The 17,956-nt window shown below is 68.3% G+C and carries 15 protein-coding genes; 10 read left to right on the top strand and 5 right to left on the bottom strand.

The genetic code is table 11. From position 1 onward, the window contains the following. Nucleotides 1-39 precede the first annotated feature (39 nt). The gene (locus tag J2S73_RS10105) at nt 40-258 is read right to left on the bottom strand and encodes a helix-turn-helix domain-containing protein (protein WP_306885398.1); all 219 of its coding nucleotides are present in this window, start codon (nt 256-258) and stop codon (nt 40-42) included. Between the two features lie 11 nt (nt 259-269). Continuing rightward, nucleotides 270-2,330, bottom strand: coding sequence for a DNA topoisomerase IV subunit B (gene parE, locus J2S73_RS10110; protein WP_306885399.1), 2,061 nt, complete (start codon nt 2,328-2,330; stop codon nt 270-272). A 546-nt stretch (nt 2,331-2,876) separates the two neighbouring features. Here parE and J2S73_RS10115 point away from each other — a divergent pair. Further along, on the top strand, nt 2,877-3,695 hold the full coding sequence (locus J2S73_RS10115) for a tetratricopeptide repeat protein (RefSeq protein ID WP_306885400.1): 819 nt from the start codon (nt 2,877-2,879) through the stop codon (nt 3,693-3,695). Between the two features lie 537 nt (nt 3,696-4,232). Here J2S73_RS10115 and J2S73_RS10120 read toward each other — a convergent pair. The 3 genes from J2S73_RS10120 to erpA form a co-directional block, all read right to left on the bottom strand. Beyond that, entirely contained in the window at nt 4,233-4,658 is a 426-nt protein-coding gene (locus tag J2S73_RS10120) for a GFA family protein (protein ID WP_306885401.1), read from the bottom strand. A gap of 38 nt (nt 4,659-4,696) precedes the next feature. Then, nucleotides 4,697-5,476, bottom strand: coding sequence for an exodeoxyribonuclease III (gene xth, locus J2S73_RS10125; RefSeq protein ID WP_306885402.1), 780 nt, complete (start codon nt 5,474-5,476; stop codon nt 4,697-4,699). A gap of 97 nt (nt 5,477-5,573) precedes the next feature. Beyond that, nucleotides 5,574-5,918, bottom strand: a complete 345-nt coding sequence (gene erpA, locus J2S73_RS10130) for an iron-sulfur cluster insertion protein ErpA (RefSeq protein ID WP_306885403.1) — start codon at nt 5,916-5,918, stop codon at nt 5,574-5,576. A 116-nt stretch (nt 5,919-6,034) separates the two neighbouring features. Between erpA and J2S73_RS10135 the strand changes: the two genes are divergently transcribed. From J2S73_RS10135 to J2S73_RS10175, 9 genes are all read left to right on the top strand, one after another. Beyond that, a complete protein-coding gene (locus J2S73_RS10135) occupies nt 6,035-7,249 on the top strand; it encodes a deoxyguanosinetriphosphate triphosphohydrolase (RefSeq protein ID WP_306885404.1) in 1,215 nt (404 codons plus the stop codon). 134 nt (nt 7,250-7,383) lie between these two features. Further along, nucleotides 7,384-9,144, top strand: coding sequence for an arginine--tRNA ligase (gene argS / locus J2S73_RS10140; protein ID WP_306885405.1), 1,761 nt, complete (start codon nt 7,384-7,386; stop codon nt 9,142-9,144). 336 nt (nt 9,145-9,480) lie between these two features. Further along, on the top strand, nt 9,481-13,137 hold the full coding sequence (locus J2S73_RS10145; RefSeq protein WP_306885406.1) for an SPOR domain-containing protein: 3,657 nt from the start codon (nt 9,481-9,483) through the stop codon (nt 13,135-13,137). Nucleotides 13,138-13,311: 174 nt separating this feature from the next. Further along, entirely contained in the window at nt 13,312-14,349 is a 1,038-nt protein-coding gene (gene nagZ / locus J2S73_RS10150; protein ID WP_306885407.1) for a beta-N-acetylhexosaminidase, read from the top strand. Further along, nucleotides 14,346-15,149: a segregation and condensation protein A gene (locus J2S73_RS10155; protein ID WP_306885408.1), complete on the top strand. Its 804-nt coding sequence runs from the start codon at nt 14,346-14,348 to the stop codon at nt 15,147-15,149. The genes nagZ and J2S73_RS10155 overlap by 4 nt, the downstream gene beginning before the upstream one ends. Next, entirely contained in the window at nt 15,146-15,832 is a 687-nt protein-coding gene (gene scpB, locus J2S73_RS10160; RefSeq protein ID WP_306885409.1) for an SMC-Scp complex subunit ScpB, read from the top strand. The genes J2S73_RS10155 and scpB overlap by 4 nt, the downstream gene beginning before the upstream one ends. 161 nt (nt 15,833-15,993) lie before the next feature. Beyond that, nucleotides 15,994-16,608: an ATP-dependent Clp protease proteolytic subunit gene (locus J2S73_RS10165; RefSeq protein WP_306885410.1), complete on the top strand. Its 615-nt coding sequence runs from the start codon at nt 15,994-15,996 to the stop codon at nt 16,606-16,608. 7 nt (nt 16,609-16,615) lie between these two features. Next, nucleotides 16,616-16,960, top strand: coding sequence for a hypothetical protein (locus J2S73_RS10170; protein WP_306885411.1), 345 nt, complete (start codon nt 16,616-16,618; stop codon nt 16,958-16,960). 105 nt (nt 16,961-17,065) lie between these two features. Next, nucleotides 17,066-17,890, top strand: coding sequence for an aldo/keto reductase (locus J2S73_RS10175; protein WP_306885412.1), 825 nt, complete (start codon nt 17,066-17,068; stop codon nt 17,888-17,890). The last annotated feature ends 66 nt before the right edge of the window (nt 17,891-17,956 follow it).

Genomic DNA, 17,956 nt, shown 5'->3' on the forward strand with positions numbered 1-17,956 from the left:
ACGGCCGGGATCGCGCGCGTCTTCTTCGGAAGTGACGGGTCAGGAGCCGAGCTTCGCCGGCCACGGCGGAAGGTTCATCGCCAGGGCCGAGCAGGCGAGGGCAACGGTGTAGGGGATTGGAGCCGGGTTGCCGTCGCGGCGAACGCCGGGCTCATAGTTCTCGATGGTGCCGACTGAAAGCCCGAGCGCCTCGGCAGCGATCCGTTGGGACTTGAACCCGCAGTGGGCGCGCCAGTTCTTGAAGTCTTCCGGTGTCATGGCGTCCCCGCTCAGACGTCCAGCGCTTCGAGGTCCGCGAAGGCTGCGTGCTCCTGGATGAAAGCGAAGCGCGCCTCGGCCTTGTTGCCCATCAGCCGGTCGACGGTCTCCGACGTCTCGTCGGCCTCCTCGGCGACCACGACGCGCAGCAGCGTGCGGGTCTTCGGGTCCATCGTGGTTTCCTTGAGCTGGCCGGGAAGCATCTCGCCGAGACCCTTGAAGCGGCCCGTCTCGATCTTCTTGTTGGCGTCGAACTCGGTGCGCAGCAACTCCTCGCGGTGGGCGTCGTCGCGGGCATAGAGCGTCTTGGAGCCCTGGGTCATCCGGTAGAGGGGAGGGGCGGCCAGATAGAGCCGGCCGGACCGCACAAGCCCCGGGGTCTCGCGGTAGAAGAAGGTGATCAGCAGGGACGCGATGTGGGCGCCGTCCACGTCGGCGTCCGTCATGATGATGATCCGCTCGTAGCGCAGGTCTTCCAGCCGGAACGCGGACCGCGTCGAGCAGCCGAGCGCCAGCATCAGGTCGGCGAGCTGCTGATTCTGGGCGAGCTTGTCGCGTCCCGCACTCGCGACGTTCAGGATCTTGCCGCGCAGGGGCAGCACGGCCTGGGTGGCGCGGGCGCGGGCCTGCTTGGCGGAACCGCCGGCCGAATCGCCCTCCACGATGAAGATCTCGGTGCCTTCCGCCTGGTTGGCGGTGCAGTCGGCCAGCTTGCCGGGCAGCCGCAGCTTGCGGGTGGCGCTGCGTCGCTGGACGTCGCGCTCCTGCTTGCGCTTCAGCCGCTCGTCGGCCCGGTCGATCGCGGCTTCCAGGATCTGGCTCGCCCGGCCGGGGTCCTCGGCCAGAAAGTGGTCGAAGGCGTCGCGGACGGCCTGCTCGACGATCTTCACCGCCTCGTTGGAGGCGAGCTTGTCCTTGGTCTGGCCGACGAATTCCGGCTCGCGGACGAACACCGACAGCATGCCGGCGACGAGGCCCATCAGGTCGTCGCCGGTGACCTGCGCCGCCTTCTTCTGGCCGATGCGCTCCGCGTGGGCCTTGAGCCCCTTCAGAAGCGCAGCGCGCAGGCCCTGCTCGTGGGTGCCGCCCTCAGGTGTAGGCACGGTGTTGCAGTAGGACTGGGTGAAGCCGTCGAACAGCACGAAGCCGACCGCCCATTCCACCGAACCGTGCTTGCCGGAGGTGCCGGTGCGGCCCGAGAAGACGGTCTCGACGACCCGGCGCTCGCCCTTGAGGCGCTCTTCCAGATAGTCCGACAGGCCGCCGGGAAAGCGGAACACGGCCTCGGCCGGAACGTCGTCGCGGGCAAGTTCCGGCGCGCAGGCCCAGCGGATCTCCACACCGGCGAACAGATAGGCCTTGGCGCGCGCCATGCGCAGGACGCGGGCGGCGTCGAAATGAATGGCGGTGCCGAAGATCTCCGGATCGGGCCAGAAGCGGACGGTGGTGCCGCGCCGGTTCATGACCTCGCCGCAGTCCTCGATCTGACCGACCGGCAGGCCGCGTTCGAAGCTCTGCTTGTAGAGCCGGCGTCCGCGCGCGACCTCCACGTCCAGCCGTGTCGACAGGGCGTTCACCACCGACACGCCGACGCCGTGAAGTCCGCCCGATGCCTCGTAGGCCTTGGAGCCGAACTTTCCGCCAGCATGCAGCGTGGTCATGATGACCTCGAGCGCCGAGCGGTCGGGAAAGCGCGGATGCGGATCGACCGGAATGCCGCGGCCGTTGTCGGAGACGGAGATGCTGCCGTCGGTGTCGAGATAGATCTCGATCCGGCTGGCATGGCCGGCGACCGCCTCGTCCATGGAGTTGTCGAGCACCTCGGCGAAGAGGTGATGGAGGGCCTTGGCGTCGGTGCCGCCGATATACATGCCAGGCCGGCGCCGGACCGGTTCCAGGCCTTCCAGGACCTCGATGTCGGCCGCCGAGTAGCCGCCGTCGCTTTCCTGCACCATCGGCGCCGCGGTCCGGCGCTGGGACGGCTGGGGCCGCGGTGCCGGACGGCTCGGCTCGGATGCCGGCTTGCCGCTGGAGGGCTGGGCAGGAGCAAACAGGTCGTCGCTGTTCGACATCGGCGTACGGTCCAATTCCAAATGCGGCGCGCACAAGCGCGCGAATCATCTCCGCGGAGTCTCGCACGATCGGCACGGGAGACGAACCGGGGTGTGTCGGTCGGGCGGCTGGTTCGCCACCTGGGCCCTGATGTCGCTTTCACCGGCGCCAATGGCAAGGCCGGACTGCCGCCGGTCGTATCCGGACATCGGATGGAGCTGGAGAAGAAGGGGGTGTCCTGAGCCCTGCGGGCGAAGATCGGCGACCTTTCTTTCGCCCAGCTTGGGGCATCCGATCATATTGTTGCCCGGCTGCCGTCACACCCTGTGATGTGTTTGCAACATCCGCCCATCCGCGTCAGGCGGAAAGGGCCGGCGGAGCGATTTTGCCCCCATTGTGCCACAAACCGAGCCGACCGGTGTGCGGGTCAGACGAGGCTGATCATCTTGTGATCGGGCGCCGCTCCGTTCCGGACGCGCTTCCTCTATCTGATCAGAGATGGGTGCGGCATGTCGCTGGCGATCCGGGGTCGGGCGCGGACATGCGGAATGCGGAACAGAGTTGAAATGCGTGCCTTCGAGGTCATGGCTCGCGCGTTTGCCGCGGGCGCCGTCATAACGCTGTGTTCCACGGCCGCGGGTGCGGAAGAACCCGCCGGGCCCGGAACCGAGGACAGCACGTCGCTCATCGACGTGTTCAAGGACGGCGTGCGGGCCTACTATCGCGGCGACAAGGCCGCTGCCGTGGATAAACTTTCAAAGGCGGCCGAGAGCGACCACACCATGGCTCAGTGGAAGCTGGGCCGGATGTATGCCGACGGCGACGGGGTCGGCGAAGACGACCTCAAGGCGTTCCAGTATTTCAGCAAGGTCGCCAACGCCCACGTCGACGAGTTGCCGAATTCCCCGCAGGCGCCGTTCGTGGCCGACGCGCTTATCGAACTCGGCGACTACTACGTCACCGGCATCCAGGATTCCGCCGTCAAGCCGAACGTCGAACGCGCCCGCAATCTCTACACCTACGCCGCATCCTATTTCGGCAACGCCGAGGCCCAGTACCGTCTCGGCCGGATGTATCTGGAGAGCGACATTGCCAGCCGTGATCCGCGCCTTGCGGCGCGCTGGCTGAAGCTGGCGGCCGAGAAGGGCAATGCGAGCGCCCAGGCGCTGCTGGGCGACCTCCTGTTCTTCGGCGAGGACATGCCCCGGCGTCCGGTCACCGGGCTGATGTGGCTGACCGTCGCCCGCCAGACGGCGACCGGCTCCGACAGCGAGTGGATCCGGGAGCGTCAGGAAAAGGCGTTCGCGCGGGCCGCCGAGGACGAGCGCAAACGGGCGACCCAACTCGCCGACACCTGGCTCACGCGGAACGCCAAGACCAACTGAAGGTGCAGTGACGCCGCGTTCGTGCGCCGTCTCTCCGCTGCGGGCGGACCGCCGATGTCGCGTTGCGTCGCCCTGACACGCTCACTTTCCATCGGCAGCGCGGGGAACCTGCCGCCGAGAGCGCGCGCAGGCCGGCGACCAAGCGCGATCCGGTGCGGGCGATCTCAGCCGAAGCAGTCACTGCTGCGCCCCCGCGCAACGCGCCCAAAGTCCCTGAACATCCGGATATATTGGGCTCAGCCGCGGCGATCGAGGGCAGAGAGATCGACCGAGGTCGACGCTGGCATGTCTCCCGCAGTCGGACATCCTTCCGATAAAAGCTTCCAGGACGTGTTGTTCTGAACCCGTTCGCAGCGGGCGAGCCGCTCGGTGTCGCCGAAGCGCAGACATATGACGGTGCCAAGCTCGTACTTGGCATCCTTGGTCCGGCACCAGCAGGGGATGTCTCCGGCTGCCGCAGGCATCGGCGAAAACCAGATCACGGCAGCTATACCTATGATGGTTCCCCTGACCATGGATGGATCATAGCGCGATAAGTCAGGTCGGCTTAACGTTTTCTTCCATTTCGTCGGGCAGGTCCCTGTCGAACCCGTGCATCCACGCAAGGCGCGACCCGGTCCAGATATTGCGATCGGGCACCGCGGCTTCCGGGTCGTCCAGGCTCGCAACCGTCACGTCGATGACCGTATCTCCGTCCAGACGGAAGGTGAGAGACGTCCCGCATTCCCGACAGAAGCTCCGGAGGCCGCGTTCGCTGGAGCGATGTTCGCCCGGATGACCTGCGGTCCATGCAAACGCGCCGATGGGAACAGAGGTCCAGGTGACGACGGGGGCGCCGACGGCCTGCTGACACATCCGGCAATGGCAGTGGGCGGTGTCGCCGAGCGGGTGGCTCAGACGATAGCGCACGGCGCCGCAGAAACAGCCGCCGCTGTGAACCGTAGTCTCCTCGGGTGCGCTCATCGGCTGCCTTTCTGGTCGGCCTCGCTGGGCCGGCCGCTTCACACCGCCAGCGTCGCGATGACCGGGACATGGTCGGAGGGCTTGTCCCGGCCGCGAACATCCTTGGCGATCTCCACCGTCTCCAGCCTGTCGGCGGCCTGCGGCGACAGCAGAAGGTGGTCGATGCGGATGCCGTTGTCCTTCTGCCAGGCGCCGGCCTGATAATCCCAGAAGGTATAGACGGCCTCGTCGGTCGTCGCGCGGACGGCGTCTAGATAGCCCATGGCCTGGAGCCGGCGATAGAAGGCCCGGCTTTCCGGCTGAAACAGGGCGTCGTTGGTCCAGGCCTCCGGTTTCTTGGCGTCGATCGGCTCGGGAATGACGTTGTAGTCGCCGGCCAGCACCACCGGTTCCTCGTTGGCCAGAAGTTCGCCGGCCCGGGCGATCAACCGCTCGGCCCAGGCGAGCTTGTAGGCGAATTTCTCGCTTTCGACGGGATTGCCGTTCGGCAGATAGATGCTCGCCACCCGGACGACGCCCTCGTCGGTGGAGACGACCCCCTCAAGATAGCGGGCCTGCACGTCGTCAGGTGCGCCATCCAGGCCGCGCACCGGATCTTCCAGCGGGCGCTTTGAGAGGATCGCGACGCCGTTGAAGCCCTTCTGGCCGTGGGTGGTGACGTTATAGCCCAGCCGCTCGAAGGCCTCGGCCGGAAAGGCCTCGTCCACCGACTTGATCTCCTGCAGGCAGGCAATGTCGGGAGAGGCTTCCTCGAGCCAGAGGGTCGCCGCGTCGAGGCGGGCCTTGACGCCGTTGATGTTCCAGGTCGCGATTTTCACAGGTGGGCCACCAGGGATTCCGGCGCCGCTGAGTCGGCACCGGTCTCAAGGTGCGGCCAACGACTGCCGGGAGGCAAGCCTTGGCGGCGGGCCGTCTTCAGAACAGCGAGAAGCTGGTGCCGCAGCCGCAGGAGGCCGTGGCGTTCGGATTGTTGATCTGGAAGGACTGGCCGATCAGGTCGTCGACGAAATCGATCTGGGAGCCGGACAGATATTCCAGCGACACCGGATCGATCAGCACGACGCCGCCGTCGCGTTCGATCACGATGTCGTCCGGCTCACGCTCGCGCACCAGATCGTAGGTATATTGAAAGCCCGAACAGCCGCCGCCGGACACGCCGACGCGCAGGGCGGTCTCGGCGGGCTCGCCTGCCAGAATCTTTGCGACCCGCTTCATCGCGCGGTCGGTCACAACCACATCGGCCTGAAGTTCGGTTTCCATCGCAATCGGTCTCCACTCGGACGCAGTCGGCAGAAGCTTGTCAGCCTGCCTGACCCATAGTTAAGACGTTCGCGACGTTCGTCCAACCCCGCAGCCGGTCGCAAGAGGGACACCGCGTGAGCGAAGACAGAGCCTTCGACCGGCCGCGCGCCGCCTATGCGGCCGATCCGGACCGCTCGCGCGGCCGGCGTCTCCCCGAGCCGGGGAGCCCGACGAGGTCGGATTTTCAGCGCGATCGCGACCGCATCGTCCACTCCACGGCGTTTCGCCGGCTCACCCACAAGACCCAGGTCTTCGTGTCGCTGGAAGGCGACCATTACCGCACCCGCCTGACCCATTCCCTGGAGGTCGCCCAGATTGCCCGATCCATCTCAAGGGTGCTGGGGCTCGACGAGGATCTCGCGGAATCCGTCGCGCTCGCTCACGATTTCGGCCACACGCCTTTCGGGCACGAAGGCGAGGACGTGCTCGACCGGTGCATGGCCGACTTCGGGGGCTTCGACCACAACGCCCAGAGCTACCGGATCCTGACCCGGCTGGAGCGCCGCTACGCCGGCTTCAACGGGCTCAACCTGACCTGGGAGACGCTGGAAGGTCTGGTCAAGCACAACGGGCCGCTCGCCGACGCGAGCGGGAACGGGATCGGCCGCTATGCCGGGCGCGTGCTGCCCCACGCGTTCCGCTCCGATCCCGACTTCCTCGGGCTGGAGCCGTGGACCCAACCCTCCCTGGAGGCGCAGGTGGCGGCGATCGCGGACGACATCGCCTACGACGCCCACGATATCGACGACGGCCTGCGGGCCGGTCTCATCGAGATCGAAGACCTTCGCGGCGTGCCGCTGGTGGGCGATTTCCTGCGGGAGATCGAGGAACGCTATCCGGGTCTGGAGCGCCCCCGGGTGGTGCACGAGATCGGCCGGCGGGTTCTTACCCGGATGATCGAGGACGTCATCGGCGAAACGCGTCGGCGCATCGAGGCCGATGGGGTCGACAGCATCGATGCCGTACGTGCCTGTCCCCGAATGCTTGCGGCGTTCTCCGAACCGATGGAAGAGGCGGAGCGGGCGGTGAAGGCGTTCCTGATGGAGCGCGTCTACCGCGCTCCGTCGGTGATGGCGGTCCGTGACCGGGTGGGCGGCATCGTCGCCGATCTGTTCGATGTCTTCCTCAGGCGGCCGGAGACCATGCCGGACCAATGGCGCCAGGATCTGGACCCGGCCGACGAGAGCCAACTGCCTCGGCGCGTGTGCGATTACATCGCCGGCATGACCGACCGGTTCGCCTTCCAGGAGCACCGGCGTCTGTTTGACGCAACACCGGATTTGCGGTAGATGACGCGCGGCCGAGATGCTCGGATTTCCGCAGAAAAACCTTGTATTTCAGCGCATTGGGGCTTGCGTGCGGACCGCATGCGCAGGCCGCCTGCGATCGCCTTCGCTTTGTTCGTGACGGACTCGGATTGGGAATGAACCTCTTCAACGATTTCGCCGTCCGCGTCGCGGACATTCTCGACCGGCTCGGCATCGTCGACGATCAGGGCCAGCCGATCCCGGCCTCCCGCATCGTCGTCGAGCCGCCGCGCGATCAGAGCCATGGCGATCTCGCCACCAACGCGGCCCTGGTGCTGGCCAAGGCGCTGGGCCGCAAACCGCGCGATCTGGCGACCGAAATCGCCGAGCAACTGGCTGAAGACGCCGATGTCGATGCCGTCGAGGTGGCCGGTCCCGGCTTCGTGAACATCCGGCTTGCCCAGTCGATGTGGGCCCACGTCCTGGCCGGAGTGCTGCGCGACGGAACCGACTACGGCCGGTCCGACGCGGGCGAGGGGGCGCCCGTCAACGTCGAATACGTCTCGGCGAACCCGACCGGTCCGCTTCATGTCGGCCATTGCCGTGGCGCCGTGGTTGGGGACGTGATCGCCAATCTCCTTGATTTCAGCGGTTATGCCGTTACGCGCGAATACTACGTCAACGACGCCGGGGCCCAGATCGACACGCTCGCCCGCTCAGCCTTCCTGCGCTACCGGGAGGCGCTCGGCGAGGAGATCGGCGCGATCCCGGAGGGGCTCTATCCGGGCGACTATCTGAAGGAGATCGGCGCGGCGCTGGTCGAGGCCCATGGTGACGCGCTGCTGGCCCTGGACGAAGCCGACCGGCTCGCGGTCATCCGCCCGTTCGCCGTCGAGCGGATGATGGCGATGATCCGGGACGATCTCGCGGCGCTCTCGATCCGACACGATGTGATCTTCTCCGAGCGCTCGCTGGTTTCCGGCGACCGGGACCGGGTCGCCGAGGCCATGGCGGCGCTCACCGAGCGCGGCCTGATCTATCAGGGGACGCTGCCGCCGCCGAAGGGCCAGCCGATCGAGGACTGGGAAGACCGCGAGCAGACGCTGTTCCGCTCGTCGCAGTTCGGTGACGACATCGATCGTCCGCTGCTGAAGTCGGACGGCAGCTATACCTATTTCGCCTCCGACATCGCCTATCACTACGACAAGATCACGCGCGGCTTCCTGGACATGATCGACGTCCTGGGCGCCGACCACGGCGGCTACGTGAAGCGGATGAAGGCGGCCGTCACGGCCCTGACCGATGGCAAGGGCGCGCTGTCGGTGGAACTGACCCAGCTCGTGAAGCTGTTCCGGGGCGGCGAACCGGTGCGCATGTCGAAGCGGGCCGGCGATTTCGTTACGCTGCGCGACGTGGTGGACGAGGTCGGTGCCGACGCCGTCCGCTTCATGATGCTGTTCCGCAAGGCCGACGCGCCGCTCGATTTCGACTTCAAGACCGTGACCGAGCAGAGCCGCGAAAACCCGGTCTTCTACGTCCAGTACGCCCATGCGCGCTGTGCGTCCGTGCTCAGACAGGCGGGCGAGGAAGTGCCGGACCTAGCCAAGGCGCCGGAGCATCTCGCCGAAGCGTCGCTGAGCCGGCTCGACGATCCGGGCGAGCTCGCGCTGATCGCCAAGATTGCCGAGTGGCCGCGCATCGCGTTGGCTGCAGCCGAGGCGCGGGAGCCCCATCGGGTGGCGTTCTATCTCCACGATCTGGCCAGTGCCTTCCACGGCCATTGGAATCGCGGGAAGGAATTGCCACACTTACGCTTTATTAACGCTGACGATCCAGGCTCGACCCAGGCTCGGCTGGCACTTGTCGTTGCAACCCAGACGACCCTGAAGGCCGGATTGTCGGTGCTCGGCGTGACGGCACCGAACGAAATGCGCTGAGGGCAGTCCGGCGCGGCTGCCGGACGTGCGGGTCTGATTGCGAAAGGCGACGCGTCTGGATCGAAGATGGGGCGTGGGAAAGGAACGGCCGGTTGCGGCCTTCCGCGGGCATGAAGCCCAGGGCGGTCGTCCCCGATCACGTCGTTGGACGACGCGCCAGTTTGTTTCCGCCAGACCGGCCCGGCCTTTGAGGGCGGTCCTGCAAAGAGTGCGACTGTTCGAAACATGACCGACGAGAAACCGACCCCGCGACGCCCGATCGGGCCTCGTTGGCCAGATCGCCGCGAGTCTTCCGCCGACACCGGCGGCGATCCGCTGTCGGAACTGACGCGATTCATGGACCAGGACGTCGAGCCCGATCCGCGGCCGCGGCCCGGTGGGCGGTCGAGTTCCGTGCGGGGAGGCCTCGAAGCCGGCCCGGCCGATGAGCCGTACGAGAACCTGCCCGACGAGGATCGGGAGAGCTTCCCGGCGGAAGCATCGTCCGAGCCCGAGGACGGACCTGGCGCCGATGACCCGGACCAGGACGACCCGTTCCGGTTCGATCTGGACGACGAGGATCGGTTCTCCCCGGAAGACGCGCCGGAAGATCCGCCCCGCGAAAGCCGCGGCGGGCTCCCGATGGACGCGTTCCGCAGGGCTTTCAGCGACGAGCTCGAGGCTGACGAGGGCTGGCGCGAGGACGGGCCGGCCGACGCAGAAGCTTTGAGCGGCGCGGACGAGGCGGATGCCGAATTCGAGCCGATGCCGGATGACGGCGATGATTTTTCCTACTCCGACGATGCGGGAGACCGCGAGCCGGACGATCAGGCGGACCGCTGGGTGCCGGACGACGAGTCCGATTTCGAGGGCCTGGAGCCGGAGGGCGAGATCTACGCCTCCGAACACGAGCCTGACGAGTCGGATCTGGACGCGGACCCGGTCCACGACACCGCGCCTGAGGCGCCCGCGCTTGAGGAACCCGAGCCGGAGAAGGGGGCGCCCGAGGACGACGATCCCTTCATGCAGGCGCTGATGATGGAGCTCGACGGCGAGACGGATCGGAAGCCAGCGGCCCAGCCGTCGGCGCCGCGCCCGCGGCCGTCGTTCGCGATTCCGGCATCGAGCCGCCGCACTCAGGAGGCCTCCGAAAGCGCGCCGGTGCGCCGGCGATCGGCCGAGGATGCGCCGGTGGCCCGCCCGATAGCGGCACCCGAAGGGCCCGTCGAGCCCGTGTCGTCGGTATCGGACGAGCCCGCAGATCCGGATGCCGGACGTGTGGCCGCGACTGCGCCGCAGGCTCCCGCCGCCACGCCAGCTCCGGCTGCCCCTCCTGAGGCAGGTCCGTCCCGTCCGGCGGCTGATGACACCGAGGAACCGGACGACGGCGACGATTTCGCTGCGTTCCGCAAGATTGCGCTTTCGGCCCGTGCAGAGGCGGAGCGGGCTACGTCCCAGGGGCGCCGCGGTCCGGACCCGTCCGGGTCGGCCCAGGGTTCGGCCACCCGGGCATCGGCCCGTCCGGCACCGGCAGCGCCCACGCGGACGGCGGCGCCAGCTGCGCCTGCGCCGCGATCTGCCGAGACGCCGGCGCGTCCGGGCACCGGGGATGCGGCCCCATCGGAGCCGACGCCCCGTCCGCGCATTTTTCAGGATCCGGATCGCAACGCCCCCGAGGCGCCTGCTCGGGCGTCGTCGCCGGAAGCCCCCCGCGTGCCGCCGCGTCGGGCAGAGACGCCTCCGGCTACGTCCGAGCCCGACGAAGACAACAATCCGACGATTGCGGCCCTGAACCGGCTTCGCGACCGGCTCGGACGGCGGAGTTCCGACGATACCGGTTCCGGCCAGGCCAGCGCCGGGCAGCAGGACGGCTCCGGCGGGGAGACGGAGAGCAGCGACGACCCGAAGTCGGCGTCCGAAGGCAGCCGCGCCCACCCGGCGCCGATGATGGGGCGGACGCCGCCGCTGACCGCCGGCCTGGCCGCCGCCAGCGTGGCCGGACCGACCGCCGCGGCCGATTTCAAGCGCGAGATGGAAGACAGCGGGCAGAGCGGCGGGACCGAGCGGAAGGCCGGTCCGGCTGCCGCGGATGCCGACAGCGCGCGGCCCGTGGAGCCCTCAGCGTCCGGCCCCGCATCGGATGACGGCGAACCGCAGTCGCCCAGCCTCTACCGCGTGCCGCGCCGTGCCGAGCCCGGCGAGGCGACGACGGATGGCGATGACGACGAACCGACGCAGGAGGCGCCGGTGATCCCGGTGCCGACGGTGCGACCGCGCCGCGCCGTTCCGAGCTTCCGCTTTTCCTCTTCCGAAGAAGCGAAGCCGGCCGAAGAGGTCGATCCCGCGCCGAAGAAGACCGGCGGCCTGGATTTCGACGATCTGCCGGGCATGTCGGGCACGGATCCGTGGCGGGCCTTCGCCGCTCCGAAGCCGGCGGAAGCCAAGACCCAGGATATGGCCGACCGGCTCGCCGACGCGCTGTTTGCGGATGACGACGACGAGGACGATGCGCCGGTCGAGGCGCCCCGGTTCCTGGGCGTCCGCGATGCGTCCGGCGATCGCCGGGCCGAGGACACCGCGCAGGCGCGCGCCGTTCCCTCCGGCGAGCCGCTGAATGCCGGAGATCGGGACGTCCACGATGAGGACTATGGCGACGACGCCTACGAGGACGCGGAGTACGCGGACGACGACGCCTACGACGCCGACGACCGCTACTATGACGAGGCCGAGCCGGAGTGGGATGAGGACGAGCACGCGCTGCCCGAACACTCCCTCGAGGAGATGGACGCAGCACTCGGTCTCTCCGAGCGCAGGCGGCGGCCGATCGTGCCCATCGCAGCGGGTGTCGCCGGCATCATTGCGCTGGGCCTCGTGGGCTACTTCGTATTCGGTGCGACGTCGGTCGAGCAGACGGAGAGCGGCCCGCCTCCGCTGATCGAGGCCAACGCGGACGGCGTCAAGGTCGTCCCCGACGAGGCCGGTGGCGACACCGCCCAGACCAAGACGGTCTATGACCGCGTCGGTGGGGAGGGCGAGTCCGGCCGGGTCGTTCAGAGTTCCGAGGACCCGATCGATCCGACCCAGAGTTCGCTGGCCAACGGGGCGAGTTCGGCCTCGTCGCCACTGCTGCCGAAACGGGTCCGCACGGTCGTGGTCCGACCCGACGGGACGATCATCCCGGCCGACGAGGTCGATGCGGGCCGCAGCACGGCCTCGGCCGACCAGGGCATCTTCAGCCCGAGTTCCGGGTCCAATGCGGCCGCGAACCTCACGGGCGGTACGGCCGCCGGCACGGACACCGCGGCCTCGGAAACGGGGAACGACGCCGCATCCGCCGGGAACAACGCGTCGGACACCGCTGCGATCACGGCCCCGTCGCCGATCCGCACGTCGGAACGGGTGCCGACGTCCGAGCCGCAGCCGGCCCAGGAGGAAGACGTGGCGGACACCGGCTCGGAGACCCGATCGGTCACGACGAGCCGCGTCAGCACGACCACATCGAACGGTCCGCTGTCGCTGACGCCGGACGGCGAGGGTCAGACGGCAACCGCATCCGGCAATGCGAACGCGAACGCGCCGCTGCCGGCGCCGGCTCCGGCCCGGTCGGTATCGCCCGCGCCGTCGACCACGAGCCCTTCGGAATCCGTCGGAGAGCGGGTGTCACCGGCGCAGCTCGCCGCCAATGCCCAGCGCTCGACCCGGCAGCCGGCCGCCGACCAGTCGACCCAGCCCGCGTCCGAGAGCACTCAGGTGGCGTCGGCGCCGTCCGGTCCCTGGGCGGTTCAGGTCAGCTCGCAGCGCTCGCCCGAAGCCGCGCAGGCCACGTACCGGCAGCTTCAGAGCCGGTTCCCGTCGGTTCTTGGCGGGAGGCAGCCGTCGATCCAGGCCGCGGACCTCGGGACCCGTGGAACCTTCTATCGGGTTCGTCTGCCGGTGCAGAGCCGGGAGGCCGCCAATCAGCTCTGCAGCGAGCTGAAGGCCGCGGGCGGGGACTGCTTCATCGGCCGCAATTAGGCCCGTTCGCGATGAGCGCTCCGGCGTGGTTGCCCGTCTCCGGGCATGGGCGTCGCCCATTCTCCTGTTAGCGATGTCCGAAGCGATGGCCGGCGAGGTTGACTTCCGCCGGCCATCTCCTCTCCGCTAGAGGTTGGCGAAACGGAATCACGCCTTGTTGGGATCAGACGTGCTGTGAGCGAAAGCAGAGCCTTCATCACCGGACTGGCGGGGCCGCGCCTCGGCGAGAACGAGGCTGCGTTCCTGCGGGCGGCGGAGCCCTGGGGGCTGATCCTGTTTCGCCGCAACTGCGAGAGCGCGGATCAGATCCACGCGCTGGTCGATGAATCCCGGTCCGTGCTGGGCTGGGAAGCGCCGGTCCTGATCGACCAGGAAGGTGGCCGCGTGCAGCGCCTGTCGCCGCCGGGCTGGCCTGCCTATCCGCCGGGCAGGGTGTTCGGCGATCTCGGCCGCCGCGATATGGAGGCCGGTCTGGAAGCCTGCCGCCTCGCCACCCGGCTGATCGCATCGGACCTGGCGGCGCTCGGCGTCGATGTCGACTGCCTGCCGGTGCTCGATGTGCCCGTTGCGGGCGCCCACGACGTGATCGGCGACCGTGCCTATGGCGAGGATCCTGAGACGGTTGCCGCCTACGGTCGCGCGGCCATGGACGGGCTCCTCGCCGGTGGCGTGCTTCCGGTGATGAAGCACATTCCCGGGCACGGACGCGCCGGCGCCGACAGCCACCTGGCGCTTCCCGTCGTCGATACCGATCCGGAAACCCTTGCCGCGACCGATTTCGCTCCGTTCGCCGCCCTGACCGACTGCCCGTTCGCCATGACGGCCCACGTGGTCTACACGGCGCTGGACCCGGACCGGCCGGCGACGACGTCTTCGACCGTCATTCAGGAGATCATCCGCGGGCAGATCGGCTATGATGGCTGCCTGATGAGCGACGATCTTTCCATGCAGGCGCTGAGCGGGTCTCTGGCCGGCCGCGCCGAGGCGGCGATCGCCGCCGGCTGCGACCTGAATCTCCACTGCAACGGGCGGCTTTCGGAGATGGACGCGGTCGCCGACCGAACGCCGGTGCTTGCCGGCCAGGCCCTGGAGCGCTGCGGGCGGGCGCTGGCTCTGCGCCGGACGCCGGACGACTTCGACGTGGCGGACGCGCGGCGCCACCTGGTGTCCCTTCTGGCGCCGGTCTGGTCCGCCCCGGAGCCGGCATCATGACAGAGACGGAGACCGACCCTTTCGAGGCGCCGGTCCGCAGCGAGCCGGAAAAACCGGACGCGCTGCATCTCGACATTCGCGGCTTCGAGGGGCCGCTCGATCTTCTGCTGGCGCTGGCGCGGTCCCAGAAGGTGGATCTCACCCGGATCTCCGTCAGCGATCTGGCGGAACAATATCTGGCCTTCATCGAGGAGGCGCGCCGCATCCGGCTCGAACTGGCCGCCGACTACCTGGTCATGGCGGCCTGGCTCGCCTACCTGAAATCGCGGCTTCTGGTGCCCAAGCAGTCCGACGACGACGAGGAGCCCACGGGCGAGGAACTGGCGGCGGAGCTCGCCTTCCGTCTCAAGCGCCTGGAAGCCATGCGCAAGGCGGGCGAGGACCTGATGGCCCGGCCGATCCTGGGGCAGGGCGTCCTGGCCCGCGGCGCGCCGGAGCCCATCGGCGTCAAGCGCACCACCAAGTGGCAGGCCAGCGTCTACGATCTCCTGTCGGCCTATGCCTCCCAGCGCCAGCGCGAGATGGGCACCGTGGTCCACATGCGCCGGCGGGTCGTGTGGTCGCTCGCCGACGCCCGGTCGGCGCTGGAGCGCATCGTCGGCACCATCGCCGACTGGACGCCGATCGACGAGCTCTTGAAGCGCTACATGACCGATCCGGGCCAGCGTCCGACGGTGCTGGCGAGCACGTTCTCGGCAAGTCTGGAACTGGTGCGCGAGGGCCATCTGGAACTGCGCCAGACGGCACCATTCGCGCCGATCTACGTGAAGACGCGCGCGCCCGATGGGGGCGAGACATGAGCGAGGAGGGGGCCGACGCGCCTCGGCTGTTCGGCGACAACGTCACCAACCTGTCCTCCCGGGAGCGTCGGGAGCACCTTCGGATGCTGGAGGCGATCCTGTTCGCATCCGCCGAACCGCTCGGCGAGGCGACCCTTGCGGAGCGCCTACCGCGATCGGCCGACGTGCCCGGGCTGTTGCAGGATCTGAAGCACGCCTATGCCAGCCGCGGGGTCAACCTCGTGGAGGTGGCCGAAGGATGGGCGTTCCGCACGGCGGAAGATCTGGCGTTCCTGCTCACCCGCGAGGCGGTGGAGCCGCGCAAGCTGTCGCGGGCCGCGCTGGAGACCCTCGCCATCATCGCCTACCATCAGCCGGTGACCCGGGCGGAGATCGAGGAGGTGCGCGGCGTTTCCACCTCCAAGGGCACCATCGACGTGCTTCTGGAGACGGGCTGGATCCGCCTGCGCGGACGGCGTCGGACCCCAGGGCGGCCGGTGACCTACGGAACGACGACCGCGTTTCTGGATCATTTCAACCTTCAGGCGATCGACGACCTGCCTGGGCTCGACGAGCTGAAGGGAGCCGGCCTTCTTGAGGGCACGCCGCCGCCTGGGTTCCGGGTGCCGGTGCCCAGCGATGATGACGAACTCGGTGAGGACGAGGATCCGCTGAGCGACGAGGACGACGACGACTGGGCCTGACCGGTTGCCACAACTGGCCTTCAATGCGATGGCCTCCGCGCCCGGAGGTCATGGCGAATTGACTTCCGGGGTTTGCGTGACGACATCTCCGGCACTAGAAAAAGACAACGGCGCTGGCCGCAGCGCCGATCCGGAATTCTCCCACATCGGATTGGACCAACATGCCTCAGGCCTACGAGACCGCGCCCCGCCTCGACGACGAAGAGGACGAGGAGAAGATCAAGGGACAACAGTCGATCCCGGTCGACAAGCACCTGTTCGAGGCACGCACCGTCATGGTCATCGGCCAGGTGTCGATGGAAATGGCCCGCGACGTGACCCAGCGCCTGCTGGCGCTCGCCCACGTGTCGAAGGATCCGATCAACGTGATCGTGTCGTCTCCGGGCGGACACGTCGAATCCGGCGACATGATCCATGACACGATCCGGTTCATCGACGCCCCGGTGAACATTCTCGGCATGGGCTGGGTCGCCTCCGCCGGCGCGCTGATCTATGTGTCGGTGCCGAAGGAGCGGCGCTACTGCACGCCGAACACCCGCTTCCTGCTGCATCAACCGTCCGGCGGCGCCGGCGGTGCGGCAACCGACATCGAGATCCAGGCGCGCGAGATTCTCAAGATGCGCGACCGCCTGAACAAGATCTTCTCCGAGGCGACCGGGCAGCCGATCGAGCGCATCGCCAAGGACACCGACCGCGACTACTGGATGGGTCCGGACGAGGCCGTCGAGTACGGGCTGGTCGGCAAGATCGTCTCGTCGGCGTCCGAAATCGGGTAGCGCTAAGATGCCGGTCCGGGCGGCCATGACGGCCGCGCTCATCGTCTTCGGCACGGGACTGGCGCCGCCCTCCGTCGCCCAGTCGCCGAGCCCCTATGACGTGCGGTACACCGCCCGGTCCGAAACGCCCCTTCGCGGGGCGATCGAAGCTGGAGCCCGGCCGGTCGCGACCGTGCCGAAGGGGGCGGACGGGATCGTGCTGCGCTGGTGCCGTCCGGAGATCCCGTTCGCGACCTGGCAGTTCGGATCGCCGGCCACCTGGCGCAAGATCCTCGACGAGCGCGCCTGCGAAGTCGAGTGGAACGGCAGCGTGGGCTTCGTCGACGGAACAGCGCTGGCCCCGGCGCGTTAGCAGACGAACCGCGACGCGGGGAACATTCCTGATCAGGGCCCTTCCGGGTCGGGTCTCCCGCCGTCGCCCCCGCCTTTCGTGTCCCGCCAATTCCGGAGCTTCGTCATGCATACGGTGAAGACCGCCGACGTTCACATCCCCGCGCTCGGGTTCGGTACCTGGCCCCTCAAGGGCGAGGAATGCGAGCACATGGTCACCCAGGCCCTGAAGGCCGGGTTCCGCCATATCGACACCGCCGAAATGTACGGGAACGAGGAAGCCGTGGGGCGCGGCATCAAGGCGTCCGGCGTACCCCGCGACGAGATCTTCGTGACCACCAAGGTCTGGCACACGCACCTGCGCGACGGGCAGCTCCAGCACGCGGCCGAAGACAGCCTGCAGCGTCTGGGCCTGGACCATGTGGATCTCTACCTCATTCACTGGCCGAGCCCGGAGGTGGCGCTCGCCGAACCGATCGGGGCGTTGAACGAGGTGCGCGAGCGCGGGCTCACCCGCGGCATCGGCGTGGCCAACTTCAACGTGGCGCTGATCGAGGAGGCGTCGGAGCTGACCGATGCGCCGCTCTCCACCAACCAGGTCGAGTACCACCTTCATCTCAACCAGGATCCGGTGCGCGACGCCTGCCGCAAGCATCAGATGGCGGTGACCGCCTACGCGCCGGTCGCCCGCGGCAAGGTTCTGGAGGAGCCGCTGGTCAAGGACATCGCCCAGCGCCACGGCAAGACGCCGGCCCAGATCGCGCTGCGCTGGCTGATCCAGCAGGAAGGCGTGGTTGCCATTCCCAAGACCGGCAACCCGGATCGGCTGAAAGAGAATCTCGGCGCCTACGATTTCGAGCTGGCCCGCGAGGAGATGGAGGAACTGACCTCGCTCCGCCGTCCAGACGGCCGGCTCGTCCGCATGGACGTGGAGCCCGAGTGGGATACGTAGGCCCGGCGGTGCGTGCTATGATCGAGTGGCCGGCCGGGACTTTCCCGACGGACTGATATCGGGCTA

The sequence above is a fragment of the Amorphus orientalis genome, from assembly GCF_030814015.1.
Taxonomy (GTDB): domain Bacteria; phylum Pseudomonadota; class Alphaproteobacteria; order Rhizobiales; family Amorphaceae; genus Amorphus; species Amorphus orientalis.